This window comes from Deltaproteobacteria bacterium (assembly GCA_018668695.1).
GTDB lineage: Bacteria > Myxococcota > XYA12-FULL-58-9 > XYA12-FULL-58-9 > JABJBS01 > JABJBS01.
Genome location: JABJBS010000010.1, coordinates 1 through 12,914, shown reverse-complemented (window position 1 = coordinate 12,914; position 12,914 = coordinate 1). Strand labels below are relative to the sequence as shown.

At 51.3% G+C, this 12,914-nt stretch carries 13 protein-coding genes; 7 read left to right on the top strand and 6 right to left on the bottom strand.

All coding sequences use genetic code 11. From position 1 onward, the window contains the following. Positions 1 to 393, top strand: a 393-nt coding sequence (locus HOK28_00535; protein MBT6431545.1) for a glycine--tRNA ligase, incomplete at its 5' end; no start/stop codon positions are given. Between the two features lie 25 nt (positions 394 to 418). On the opposite strand, the gene HOK28_00530 is transcribed toward HOK28_00535, so the two are convergent. After that, on the bottom strand, positions 419 to 1,195 hold the full coding sequence (locus HOK28_00530) for a tetratricopeptide repeat protein (protein MBT6431544.1): 777 nt from the start codon (positions 1,193 to 1,195) through the stop codon (positions 419 to 421). Positions 1,196 to 1,359: 164 nt separating this feature from the next. Here HOK28_00530 and HOK28_00525 point away from each other — a divergent pair, with 164 nt between their 5' ends. Then, the gene (locus tag HOK28_00525; GenBank protein MBT6431543.1) at positions 1,360 to 2,406 is read left to right on the top strand and encodes a rod shape-determining protein; all 1,047 of its coding nucleotides are present in this window, start codon (positions 1,360 to 1,362) and stop codon (positions 2,404 to 2,406) included. A gap of 146 nt (positions 2,407 to 2,552) precedes the next feature. Here HOK28_00525 and HOK28_00520 read toward each other — a convergent pair whose 3' ends face one another. Then, positions 2,553 to 5,108, bottom strand: coding sequence for a hypothetical protein (locus HOK28_00520; protein MBT6431542.1), 2,556 nt, complete (start codon positions 5,106 to 5,108; stop codon positions 2,553 to 2,555). 132 nt (positions 5,109 to 5,240) lie between these two features. On the opposite strand from HOK28_00520, the gene HOK28_00515 reads away from it, so the two are divergent. Together HOK28_00515 and HOK28_00510 are read left to right on the top strand one after the other, a co-directional pair. Beyond that, positions 5,241 to 6,191 (top strand): RluA family pseudouridine synthase, encoded by a 951-nt coding sequence (locus tag HOK28_00515; GenBank protein MBT6431541.1) that lies wholly within the window; start codon positions 5,241 to 5,243, stop codon positions 6,189 to 6,191. A gap of 21 nt (positions 6,192 to 6,212) precedes the next feature. Beyond that, positions 6,213 to 7,049 carry a class I SAM-dependent methyltransferase gene (locus HOK28_00510; GenBank protein MBT6431540.1) on the top strand — a complete coding sequence of 279 codons (837 nt, stop codon included), beginning with the start codon at positions 6,213 to 6,215 and terminating at the stop codon, positions 7,047 to 7,049. On the opposite strand, the gene HOK28_00505 is transcribed toward HOK28_00510, so the two are convergent. After that, positions 7,028 to 8,296, bottom strand: coding sequence for a 3-deoxy-D-manno-octulosonic acid transferase (locus HOK28_00505; protein ID MBT6431539.1), 1,269 nt, complete (start codon positions 8,294 to 8,296; stop codon positions 7,028 to 7,030). The two genes, HOK28_00510 and HOK28_00505, sit on opposite strands and share 22 nt — an antisense overlap. A gap of 114 nt (positions 8,297 to 8,410) precedes the next feature. Here HOK28_00505 and HOK28_00500 point away from each other — a divergent pair, with 114 nt between their 5' ends. Further along, positions 8,411 to 9,292 carry a CPBP family intramembrane metalloprotease gene (locus tag HOK28_00500; GenBank protein ID MBT6431538.1) on the top strand — a complete coding sequence of 294 codons (882 nt, stop codon included), beginning with the start codon at positions 8,411 to 8,413 and terminating at the stop codon, positions 9,290 to 9,292. A gap of 457 nt (positions 9,293 to 9,749) precedes the next feature. Beyond that, a complete protein-coding gene (locus HOK28_00495) occupies positions 9,750 to 10,106 on the top strand; it encodes a peptide chain release factor-like protein (GenBank protein MBT6431537.1) in 357 nt (118 codons plus the stop codon). Here HOK28_00495 and prmA read toward each other — a convergent pair. Genes prmA through HOK28_00480 form a run of 3 tightly spaced genes read right to left on the bottom strand, consistent with a single transcriptional unit; the run spans position 10,103 to position 12,109 of the window. Then, positions 10,103 to 11,062, bottom strand: a complete 960-nt coding sequence (gene prmA / locus HOK28_00490) for a 50S ribosomal protein L11 methyltransferase (GenBank protein MBT6431536.1) — start codon at positions 11,060 to 11,062, stop codon at positions 10,103 to 10,105. The genes HOK28_00495 and prmA overlap by 4 nt on opposite strands. Positions 11,063 to 11,075: 13 nt before the next feature. After that, positions 11,076 to 11,633: a stringent starvation protein B gene (locus HOK28_00485; protein MBT6431535.1), complete on the bottom strand. Its 558-nt coding sequence runs from the start codon at positions 11,631 to 11,633 to the stop codon at positions 11,076 to 11,078. A gap of 56 nt (positions 11,634 to 11,689) precedes the next feature. Continuing rightward, positions 11,690 to 12,109, bottom strand: a complete 420-nt coding sequence (locus HOK28_00480) for a hypothetical protein (GenBank protein MBT6431534.1) — start codon at positions 12,107 to 12,109, stop codon at positions 11,690 to 11,692. 169 nt (positions 12,110 to 12,278) lie between these two features. On the opposite strand from HOK28_00480, the gene HOK28_00475 reads away from it, so the two are divergent. Beyond that, positions 12,279 to 12,914: sigma-54-dependent Fis family transcriptional regulator (locus HOK28_00475; protein MBT6431533.1), on the top strand; the 636-nt coding region annotated here is incomplete at its 3' end.

Below are 12,914 nucleotides of genomic sequence, written 5' to 3'. Positions count from 1 at the left end.
GTTTATTTGCTGGATGCATACTGTGAAGAAGAAGTTCCTGATGCCAAAGGCAATATGCAAACGCGGGTGGTGATGAAGTTTCACCCAAGACTTGCGCCTATTAAGGTGGCGGTTTTGCCGTTGGTTAAGAAGGATGGCATGCCGGAAGCCGCGCGGGCTCTTGTTAAGCAGTTCTCACGAGCGGGCATCAATGCTCGATACGACGAGCAGCATGCAATTGGTAAGCGTTATCGTAAGCACGATGAAATTGGTACGCCTTGGTGCATCACTGTAGACGGCCAGAGCCTTGAAGACTCCACCGTGACGATTCGAGACCGGGATACGATGGAGCAGATCCGGATACCCACTGAAGAAGCGGTCGCACTGATTCAAAAGAAGTTGATGGACTCTTAAATCTTACCGAGCCAAACGGCGCTTCTTATTTTTGAAGCGTCTTGAGGTGCGCTACCAGCTTGTCTTTGGCGGGTCCCGCCACAGCAAATCTCTCAACAAATGCCAGGGCACGTTTGGGATCGCTCATTTTCTGCACCACAGCCACCACCAGTTCATAATCCAAGGATGGAGCCGCGCCTTCGGGCTGCACAGCTTCGAACTGCGCAATGGCTTTGACCAGTTTCCCTTGGCGTAGATGTGCGTAACCAAGATCCATTAAAAATGTCTTATTACCGGGTAGAGCTTTTACCAATGCCTCGAATTCTCGGATGCCGTCCGCAGTCTTGCCCTGAATAAGCAGCGATAAGGCCATTTGATGTCGCATTTCGTGGTCGTTTGGTTTTTTGGCCAACCATGCCTGGTAAGTAGCGATGGCTTGGGCGTAGTCTTTGGAAATATCATAAATACTGGCCAGTTCAGCATAGGGCTCCGGCTCGTCACAACCTAGCTCGATGGCCTTCTGGTAAAGAGCCTTGGCACCGTCTAGATCCATTTTTTGAGCCGCTAAAAGCCCTAAAACAGCCCAGGCGCCGCCTTGCGCAGGATCCAGCTCTGTAGCCTCGGTTGCGTATTTGAGTGCTTTGTCGGCTTTGCCCAGGCCAGCGAGCTTTCTGGAAACTTCGACGAGCTGGGCATAGCTTGGCCCTTTTGGAGCCTTTTTAGCAGTAGGAGCGGCTTCAGCTTGAGGAGCTGGGGCTGGGGCCGTCGTGGCACAGGCCTGGGCCAGGAAGAGAGCAACGATGAGGGAGGCTGATTTTTTCATGGGCACACCGTACAAAGGTCCGTCCATTGTGACAAGGACCAGTTTTAACCTTGATGGTTGCAGAAAAAGATGGCTTGTGACTTTATGCTCCTGGCGCGATGCGGTAGAAGCCTAGCGTTAGCGCGATACGTTATTCAACCTTCTTGGAAGGCACTCGCTTAGATATGTTTGATTCACTGTTTGGACTTTTCTCTACTGACCTCGCCATTGACTTAGGTACGGCCAACAGCCTGGTTTACGTTCGTAAGCAGGGAATCGTTTTAAATGAACCCTCGGTGGTCGCCATTGAAAAGGGCAGTGACAACTCACAGCGTGTTAAGGCCGTAGGCAAAGAAGCCAAGGAAATGCTTGGTAAAACACCGGGCAACATCGTGGCGATTCGTCCGATGCGCGATGGCGTTATTGCAAACTTCTCGATCACACAGGCAATGCTTGAGCATTTCATCAAGAAGGTACACAACCGCAGCCACTTTATTCGTTCTCGGCTTATCATTTCGGTGCCCGCAGGCATCACCAATGTTGAACGTAAGGCTGTTCGCGAAGCCGCGGAGAATGCGGGAGTTCGCCAGGTTTGGCTTATCGAGCAACCCCTCGCTGCAGCTATTGGCGCTGGTTTACCGGTTCGTGAAGCACGCGGAAACATGATTGTTGATATTGGAGGCGGCACCACGGATGTGGCAGTTGTGTCCATGTCCGGGATGGTGACCAACGTCTGTCTAAAAGTAGCGGGCGATAAACTGGATGAAGCCATCACCACCTACGTTCGACGCCATCACAATATGATGATTGGTGAGCGTACGGCGGAGCAAATTAAGATTCGACTTGGAAGTGTTTGGCCACAGCCAGAAGGCGAAGAAGAGCCGTTCATGGATATGAAGGGGCGTGACCTGATTTCAGGCGTGCCGAAATCCATTGAGCTGACGAGCAGTGATGTTCGACAAGCGCTCAACGATTGCGCGAAGGGTATTCTTGACGCAGTGAAGGCGACACTTGAGAAAACACCGCCAGAGCTTGCCGGTGATATTTCGGAGCGGGGCTTGGTGCTAGCTGGCGGCGGTGCTTACCTGCGCGGGCTAGACAATATGCTTCGTGAAGAGCTGGGTATTCCAGTCTTTGTTGCTGAAGAGCCACTCTTGGCTGTTGTGCGCGGAGCCGGCATGGTTCTGGAAGACCTCGAAAGCTACAAGCCTATCCTCATGTCGGACGTTTAGGGCGACTTTCCACACATTCTGTCTTTTATATGAATTCTAGATGCAAAGAGTGGCGCCGAGATACGTCGCCTTAGGTCTGCTGGATTGAGCTGCCAAGGTTGTGAAAAACGAGAGGACCTAGACGGCCCTCCCGTAATCACGTTTTGTTAGTGAGACATACGTCGTCGAAGAACCATCAATCCGAGGCCTGCGAGTAAGAAGAGCAGGGCATCAGGCTTCGCTGATGTACAGCCGCCGTCTTCGTCTTCACCTTCACCGTTATCGCCACCAGGAGTACCAGGATCAGTCGTATCGCTGCCTTCGACTTCTTCCTCTTCTTCCGGCTCTGGCTCAGGGCAATTGGTATTAACATTGGTGAGGCGGATATTTCCAATCACGCCACCGTCAGATGTGCGGTTCACCATAGCTAGGTAAAGTGTGTCTACTTCTTCAGGGAAATTAAAGTTCGCGGTGAACGTGGTGACGCCTCCGCCACTCGTAACGACGACCGGGATTTCGTTGTCTGCTTGTTCAGTGTTTACGTTTGTTCCGGCATACGTGAATTCAACAGGTGAGTCCGCATTCCAGAGAAGTGCAACATTCCAATCAACAGGGCCGCCTCCGCCGCCGCCCAATACATCGGGAACAGCATCGCTGCCAGCTGCTTGCTGGCCGAGTAGAGCGCTGAATCCGATACACTCAGGGTTTTGACCTGCGATGGCTTTTACATCGATGGAGAACTGAACCGGCGGTGGTGCATACGGGCTATAAGTAGTGCCGCCGCCCATCATTCCGTCACCGCCGCCAACACCTTCGAACATCATCATAGGGATGGGCTCGTTGGTGCTTAAAGGACGAATACGTTCACATGCAATGACGTTACGGGCTTCAAGGGCTCCAGTAACCAGTGTTGCATCAGCATCTGCAAGTCCTGGAATAGCTTTGACTGCTTCGATGGTTTCGCGTGCCGCGTCGTCTTGAAGCATATTGGATGTAAGCATCAAGAGTCCTTCGTAAACAGCGCGGTCAAATACTCGAACGGTATAGCCCGTTAGGTCATCAACTTCAGTTTGGGGGTAAAGTGCTCGCGCGTCCCACAGCGCAGCTGCCCAGCCGTGCGCATCATCGTGAACTTCACCAATCCAGTAGTTTGGACAAACTTCATCGTGATCCATGGTTCGGATACCGTTACCGCCGGTGAGGATATTACCAATATATCCACCAACAACAGGGTCTCCAGTGATAGACGATGAGAAATAGTCGGCGTAGGCTTCATTGAGAGCACCAGGTGAATCGTTCACGCCTGTTGAGTCGAGGAGGTTACCACTTTGTAGTGCTCCGATTTGTCCAACAATAGCATGACCAAACTCGTGATAAAGGACGTCAGCATCGTATGCGAAGTCACCTTGAGTTCCCTGACCCATAAAAAGACCACCTTCGTCATAACCCAGAATATCTGTAAACGAACCGCCGCCCATAAAGAAGGCGTTATCAAATCCACCGAAACCATTCTCGTTGTTGGCTTCAATCTCTTCAAGGCATCCTGTGATGACTTCAACACCGGTATCGTGGTCAGTGGCGTCGGCAGCAGTCATTCCTTCTGTTCCGCATGACATCAATTCTTGGCCAGGCATACTCACATTACACATCGTATCGATTGGGCGTCCCTGGTTAGGGTGACCAAGAGCATGGAACCACTCAGTGGCTTCATTTACGTGGTGGTAAAGTTGAACTTCAGCGAAGCCGTCGCGAAATGCCTCGAATGGAGCATCAGTGATAGCGTCTCCACCATCGTTTGGCGCATAGCCTGCAAAGCTTCCGTCCACAGCTGGAGCGTAATGTCCGGTGTTGCATAGGCCGAGCGCGAGGTGCTTGAATTCTTCTGGAATGAAGCTGGCAACAAGGGGTGAGCTGCAGCTGGTACCTTCTGGAACCATGCCACCGCCGAAGATTGGCAATGCGTCATCGCACGTGAGTACTCGAACATCTTCAGCGCCGGTGAGACAGTTGCTGGCGTTTACATAAGTTCCTTTGAGAATCAGTGGCTCACCTTCCTCAGCTTCGTTGAGACGGGTAAGGGTCACTGCTTCAGGCGTACCAAGGTCACCCACTGGAGAGGGGTGTGGCAGAAAGGCTACGCCTTCGGCTTCTGCATGGCGAATCAATGAGCGTGACTCAAGAATTGAACCATCGATTGCACTAATGAGTACAACTCGGTCAGAACCTGGGCCGAAGCCTTTTACGAGTACCGCATAGGCTAGAGTGTTGAATCGTGGAGAGACGACAAGGCTGGTTTTAGGGCCGCTGCCTTTGGCGATATTTTCTGGGATTTTAAAGCCCCAGGTGTGAGCCAATGCTTTGAGTTGCGCCTGCTTCTTGGTGAGCTTTGCTGTTTTGGTTTCAAGCTCTAGAGGCGAAAAGTCAGTATTAATGCGCAGAAGCTTTCCTGACTCGTCAAATCGAGCGGCGAGTGACTGGTCGATGACCGGTGCGCCCTGATGTAGGCGTTGCGCACGAATCACGTATCCTGAACGAAGTTCAAAACGCTTGACGTGGATCAGCTTATCACCCGCATTGAGCCCGATGGTCTTCGGTGATTGCGTCGTAAGCTGAGTTAAGGCTCTCTCTCCTTGGAGGCTAGAAACCATGGCCAGATCTGCTTGGTTTACGGTTGTGGCCGATACAGAGAGGCTGATAACGAAAGATAAGGCGGCTGTTAACATCCTATGGTCCTTGTGCTTTTGATCCCGTGGGCGTAGGGCTCAGTTGGCGGGACTATACAGACTGCGGCATACTTCTGGCTAGACCCATGGGTAGGTTTTTGTAACTTAATAAAATGATTAAGGATTAAAGTGGTGGGGCAGGCTGAGACAACACAATTATTGGTGCCAGAGGTCGAGGACGGAGCGAGGCTTGATCGGCTCGTGGCGGTTTTATCAGGTGTTTCCCGTAAAGAGGCCCGCCAAATGATTGGTTCTGGACGGGTTTTTGTAAAAGGTCGGCCCGCAAAAATCTTATCTAAGCGCTTTAAAGCAGGAACGATTTTGGAGATCCGGGGTGACGTTGCAACTCCAGATACGAAGCCGGCTCAAAGAGATGTTAGCCAGCAGCCGCTCGAAGTTTTGTATCTCGATCACGAGATTATAGCGGTGAACAAACCCAGCGGTCTCCTCACTGAGCATGACCGCTTCGGTAGCCCCAGTCTCGAATCCGTAGTTCCTGCTTGGCTGGAGAGCCAGGGAAAAGACAGCCGTATCTGGCTCGTTCATCGCCTGGATGCAGTGACCAGTGGCGTTGTTGTATTGGCGCGTAGCCAAAGAGCCGTTAAGCGCTTGAACGAGGTTTTTCGAGAGCGAAAAGCCAGCAAGGTGTACTTGGCATTGGTGCAGGGACCATTTACGGGCGAAACGGATGTTGATGAACCGATAGGGCGGCTGAAGGGCACTCGCCATGGAGTGAAGGCCGACGGCAAGCCGGCCCAGACGTTTTTTAGACCCGTTGTTGCTGGGCGAGAAGGGGCGCTGATTGTGGCTGCCCCGCTTACCGGGCGTACCCACCAAATAAGGGTGCATCTGGCCCATCTTAGTCAACCTATCGTCGGGGATAGACTCTACGGTGGTTCGATGTACCTTGGCGGTCAGGGTCAGATTGTAGTGCCCCGCACGATGCTTCATGCCTATCGACTTACCGTTCCTCACCCCAGAGGAGCTGATCCTATCACCTTTGAGGCGCCGCCCGCTGCGGATATGGTGAGATTGATGGCCGAGCTAGATCTTGATTACCTTGAACCCTTGAAACAAGTCTAGGGGTCGGCTAAATGCCTTTGCATGAGTAACAAGCCAAAGAAGCCTAAGAAATTAAAGAAATCAAAAAAGCCTGGTGTCGCAGCCACGATGGATGCGCTGGAACTCTATGAGCGTTCGGTTCAGAATCCAGAGGCTGATGTTGAATTTCTTGATGCAATATTCAATGACGTCAAGGGCCGTAAGGCACGGTCGCTGCGGGAAGATTTCTGCGGGACGGGTGCGATGTGTGCCGCTTGGGTTAAAGGTAAAAACAAACGCACAGCAGTTGGGTTGGACCTTTGTGACGATACGCTTGCTTGGGGAATCCAGCGCAACATCAAACCACTTGGCGATGAAGCCGAGCGCGTGAAGCTGCTAAAGAAAGATGTGCTCACGGGAACGAAAGAAAAATCCGATCTCATTGTGGCCTTCAATTTCTCATATTGCATTTTCAAAGAACGTAAAGTGCTGCTCGATTACTTCAAGAAGGTTCGAGAAGGGCTAAACGAGGACGGAGCCTTTTTTGTTGATTGTCATGGCGGAACTGACCTTGGCGAGAAAATGAAAGAGCGCAAGAAGTTCGACGGGTTCACATACGTATGGGACCAGCGCCCAATGTGCGCAATTACCAATCAAGCAATTCGTCATATCCATTTCGAGTTTGACGATGGCAGTAAGCTGAAGAAGGCTTTTACTTATGATTGGCGTATGTGGTCTTTGCCAGAGCTAAAAGACTTAATGGTCGAAGCCGGGTTCTCAAAGGTTGATATCTTTTGGGAAGGCGCCACAGAAGATGGTGAAGGCGATGGCGATTTCATTCCCATGGATACTGCTGAAGAGGAACAGTCTTGGATTGCTTATGTGGGCGCTTGGCGCTGATTAAGCATTGCTGAAATATGAGTCGCATTTTGCGCAGCTGCTCCTTGCACAGAACGAGCCTGCGAAGCCGCTTTTTCGCCGAGTAATTTACATTTCTCCGAATCGCCTAAAAGGTCGCCTAGAACACGCACCAGCTGCTCTGGGTTGGATATCTGCAGTCCGCCGCGGCCTAGAAGTAGCTTCACGGAGTCTTCCACATTACTCATGTATGGGCCAAATATGACAGGCTTGCCGCATAATGCAGGTTCAACAATATTGTGTCCGCCGCGGTCATTGATACTTCCGCCCACGAAGACCACTGTACCAAGAGCATAGGCGAGGCTTAGCTCACCAACCGTATCCAGAATCAAAACATCCCAGTCCTTTGGGGATTGTGTTCTTAAACTGGTCTTGAACCTGTATTTTTCGCCGAGGTCTCCCAAGCGAGAGGAGCGGTCGATGTATCGCGGAGCGATGATAAGTTTGAGTGTTGGGTATTGCACTCGCAAGTTGGAGAGAGTCTCTAGTAATATTTCCTCTTCGCCATCGTGGGTGCTGCCTGCGACCAGGACTGGGCCAAGACCTGTATGGTTGATTTCACCTCTAAATGCAGTGAGATGAACAGGGTTCGGTGGTTCTTTAAGGTGGTCAAACTTGGTGTTTCCGGTGGTGTGAATGGACTCGGGTAAAGCTCCAAGAACCATCGCCCGAACTTTTTCTTCCTGATCTCGAACCAGTAGCATGGTGAGCTGTTCAACGAGATTACCAGTGAGGCGAAACATCCGTCGATACCGCTCAAGGCGTTCCCTTGAAAAACGTCCATTGTGAAGAACAACCTGGACGTTATTTTTCGAGGCTTGGTGAAGCAGTTCGGGCCATAGTTCGGCAAACTCTAGGATGATAGCGTCAGGTTGAAGGCCATTGAGGGTTCGTCTCACGGCTCCAGGCAAGTCCCACGGGATGTAGCGGATGTGGTCAAAAACCTGAGCCTGTTGCTTGGCCATCGCAAAGCCGCTGTCGGTCATGGCGGTTACGATTAAAGATGCATCAGGGTATATAGCTCGTAAGGCCTTGGCAGTTGGGACGAGGGCCAGAACATCACCCGCGGATGCACCGTGCAGCCAAAGGGTCGGCCCTTTTTTTGGGGCGGGCATTGTATTCAGCCCAAAGCGCTCGAGGAAGCCCGCCTTGAGTTTCGGGTGCAGAAATAAAAAGGGGCTGACCCATGGGAAAAGTAAGTAGGTCAGCATGATCCGAACGGTGCGCATAGCCCGTTACTAGTTTGTAGCCGTCATAATGTCGAGCATTGCGTGTTTTCGCGTGCGCAAGCTTTCAACTAACGATAAACACCATAGTATATTACCAAGGGTTTCCATTTGTCTGTGCTTTATAAAATCGCTCTCTATGTTGCCTTTGTCGTCGTGGCTGGCTCATTAATTTCTGTTCCGATGTTTCATGCGGGGCAGTGGGCGATTGAAACAGACCTAATCCCGCAGCTTAAACCTTTCAGGTTTCCAAAATACTTAAACCGCGGAGTTTTGGTGGCGGCCATTGCGGGTTTGTATCCGTTTTTAAGGTCTATAGGCGTTAAAAATCTACGGGGGCTGGGTTTGGTCGAGAATAGCCGGTGGCGCCGTGATCTCGCACTTGGATTTACGGTAGGCGCGATGGGGCTTACATTTGTGGCGACTTGGCTGGTGGTTTCCGGGCGAATCGAGATTAAAGACCCTCTTTTGTCGTTTTGGTTTTTATCTGCCGCGGCCACAGCGATTGCAGTTGCGTTGATTGAAGAGTTCTTCTTTCGTGGTGCGCTCTTTGGGATTTTGCTTCAGCAGTTGTCCGCACGAGCAGCCACGTTATGGCTTTCGTTTATTTTTGCGGTCTTGCATTTCATTAAGCCTCATCATTCGGTGAAGCTTTGGGACGGTGAGATACAGTGGTGGACGGGATTCGAAGTTCTCTCGTATTCCTTTTGGCAATTTTCGGAGCCGCGCCTTTTGGTTGGGGGCCTCCTAACACTCTTCATGGTTGGAGTGGTCCTGGCTTACGCCACTTTAAAAACCCGTTCACTTTTTTTGGCGATAGGTATTCATGCTGGTTGGGTATTTGTTCTGCGCATGGTGCAAATGGGTAGCACGCGAAGCGCACCGGCTGACTGGTGGGTAGGGCGACCACTCATTACGGGCATTATTCCGTTTGGCTTGGTCACGCTTACGGGCGTGCTTATTTACTATTACTTTGGACGCAATCGAAACCAAGCGTAAGGTTTGAGGCTTAAAGCCGTACATGCAAACTGGTTACCGAGTCTTGGGTCCAACTGTCTTCATCTAAGGCCAGCGATACCTCTTGCTGAGAGCACGTTCATCATCTCGCCAAGCGCTTGTGGGGAATGAAGAGAGAGGGCTGGTATGCAATTTTTCTTGAGATCGAGGATGGAGTTAAGGGTTTCTAGCGCTTTCAAACGGTTTTGTGCGTCATTAGATATAGTCACTTGATCTCTCGCGGTTTTTGGGGATTCGGTTTCAAAAAACTTTACCCCAGGACGACGCAAATGCGCCGCCTGGGAATAAAGCTGGGTGGAATGTATGGATGGGATTTCCATGAGTGTTTTCGTAGTCACAATCTCTTGTGCTTACATAGGGTACATCGTCCCTGGGGGTTTTTCCTTTAGGGGAATTTAGGGCATCTTCTATCTACGGCGTACGTCCGAGAAAGGTTTGAGTGGTGGAAGCTCCAATTAGTCAGGAAAAACAGGAGGGTTTACGGTTACGCCTTCTTGAGCTTGGTCTCTTGGAGGAAGATTTTGAGGAACGATTTGTTCGGGGCAGTGGCAGTGGGGGGCAGAAGGTTAATAAGACGGCTTCAGCGGTTTACCTAAAACACGAACCCAGCGGGATTGAGGTGAAGACCCAAAAATCCCGTAGCCAATCCAATAATCGATTTTTTGCCCGGCGTGAACTCGCTGACCGATATGAAGCAGAGGTTCTTGGGAAGAAGACCAAGCGTGACAAAGCAGCCGATAAGGCGAGGAAACAAAAGAAACGCCGGAAGCGCCGGAGCTCGGCGAAAAAAGGTTAGGCCGGTTGGTAAACGAGGCAGGCCCACTCACCAGCTTCTGTGAGACTTGGCTGTGGCAGTGTTTGGCCCCATCGTTTTGAGTATGCTTCGCCAAACACAGTTTTAACTTCATCTATTTGGTGCAACGGAATACCACTCAAGATCAATGTGGATTCTGGAGACACCGTACCGACAATACCAGGAGCCAACCGCAGAAGGATGTTTGCCAGAATATTGGCGATGACAACATCGTAGGTGGCTGAGATTCTCTCAATGGCGTCTGTGCTGGCGCGAATACCTTCAACTTGATTCAGCTCTGCGTTTTCAAGAGTGACTTCGACTGCTTTCGGGTCGATGTCTATGGCATTGATTTCTTGAGCACCCAGAAGACTGGCCGCGATGCTTAAAATCCCAGAGCCGCAACCAACGTCTAGAAGGGACGGGGTGGTTTGCACTTGAAGCACTTGCTCCAGTGCGGCCAAGCAAAGAGCAGTGGTTCCATGATGACCGGTTCCAAAAGCCATGCCGGGATCGATGATGATGGGGTAAGCGTCTTGTGGGGCTTTAAAATCCTGCTCCCATGAGGGGATGACCCAGAAATTCTCCCCAATCTGACGAGGCGTAAAAAATGCCTTCCACATGGTTTGCCAGGAAGTATCGTCGCAGTGCTTAACTTCTACTGGCTGCGCGTTCACGGCGTCGAGCCCGTTGTGGCAATTCTCTACAATGGCAAGGATGCTTGCTTCAGTTTGATCTGAAGCGAAACAAGCAATGAGCACGTGGTGGCCCGGCGCAATATTGAGTTCTAAGGCTTCCGGGGGATTGCCGTGGATATCAGGTAGGCGCGGAAGCGGAATTTCGTCTGAAATGGTCTGAACCCCAAGCGCACCTGATTCAATGAGTAGTACGCCCATTTCCTCGCTACTGTGCTCGGCAATCTCAAAGGTTGCTTCCCACCAAGTCTGTGAATCAGTCATTGTTTGTCCGGTATTACTTTACGACAGAGAGGAAGGGTTTTTTAGGTGGAGGCGCTGGGCCGTCATCATCTGGACCGTCGTCGTTATCTTCCACTGCCACTTCGGGTTCGCTCGTGGGCTCAGCGGATTCAGGTTCGTCGTGGACCAACCGCAGGTGCATGCGATTGGGTTCAGGGTCAGCTGCAGGCTCGGGTTGCGGTTGCGGTTGCGCGAGAGGGGTTGCCTTGTTTTTGAGGTGCCCAAGTGCTTCAGACACATATTCAGGTGGCACATCAGATGCGAAAAGACATGGCTCCCCGGTAACGTGGGAGATGATTATGTAGATGGCCTTCCAGGGCAACTGGCATTCGAATGGGTCGCCTTGAAAAGTGAGGGTTGCTCGCACGCCCCAATCATCCACCTCTAGGGGCAGTCCAAACCGCCCGGAGATATTGAGCCTGAGGGTTGGGTCGCCTTTAAGATGCTCGGGGACGCAGACGTCATCCAGCCGGCTGTCGAGTTGGACAAGCACCATGCCTTCGGCAAGAAAGCTATCTAAGGTATCGCGTTTGTTATTTTCGGTATCAGTCATATCTCAGGGCTCATAAGTAGTTCACTGCGTGAACGGTTGCAATCCTTTGGGTCGCCTTAGCTACCGCAACTTTTACAGTTTCCACAGGATTTAATCTCTTCTGTAAGCGCTTCGACTGAGATCAGCCCTTCTATCAGGGCACCGTTGATGTCGTATCCGAGGCTTGAGAGTGCGCAAACATCGTCAGGGCCGGCGCGGGAGATTCCGTAGGCTGCCTTTAAAACGGCCCGGATTGCGAATAGATGCTTGTAATAAAGAAATATTTCGTCGTCCGTAAGGGAGGTTTCCCCGTTCAACCAGGAATTCTCATCATTGTTGAGGATGGCGGAAACCATTTGGCCACGGAGCTTACCAAGCAGCAGTGCTTGATGCCCTACGGGAGCGCCGCAGGTGTTTTTAAGCAGCGTGTAGTCCAAAAGTCGGTCATCATCATCCACCCGGATTTCAATTCGTTCTCGGATATCATTGCACGGCATGGCCACAAGATAGCACGAGAGAAGGTCTCATTAACAATTTTTCGGAACTCGCAGTGGTTATTCAATTTTCTTGGGAATTGATATTCGGTAAAAGTTGGATTTTACCTAGATTTGCGATGTACATAGTTATCTTATTCAATGAGAACTGAATCGGGAGGCCTGAGCTTAGATGTCGCAACGTGTCCTTGTCGTCGATGACGATGCCGCAATACTAAAGGCAGTCAAGCGCTCCTTGGTCGCGGCCGGTTTTGAGGTCGATGTGGCTGGCAGTGGGGCGATTTGCCTCGAGAAGCTCAAGAAGAAGTCTGTAGACTGTTTGCTCGTGGATCTTGGAATGCCCGAAATGGATGGCTTCGAGGTTATGCGAGAGGCCTTAAAAGACAATCTCGCACGCTCAGTGATTGTGGTCACGGGCGAAGGCTCGGTACCCATCGCGGTTGAGGCGATGAGAGCAGGCGCTTCAGATTTCATCACCAAACCCATCGATTTTGAGAAGTTAACCGCGGCCATCGAGCGAAGCTCTGGAGCACGGAGCAATCCAGCCCTTGATACTGAGCGGCGGTTGGCTTGGCGCGACAAGTATGCGCCTGGTTTTATTGGTGAAGATCCCAAAATGTTGGAGATCTTCGGAATTATCGAACGAATCGCAGACACCGAATGTAATGTCCTAGTCACTGGAGCAAGCGGAAGTGGCAAAGAATTGGTCGCTCGCGCAGTTCATTCAGCCAGTAATCGCAGGGATAAACCGTTTGTGGCTGTTAACTGTGCCGCTATTCCGGGTGAACTCATGGAAAGCGAAATTTTT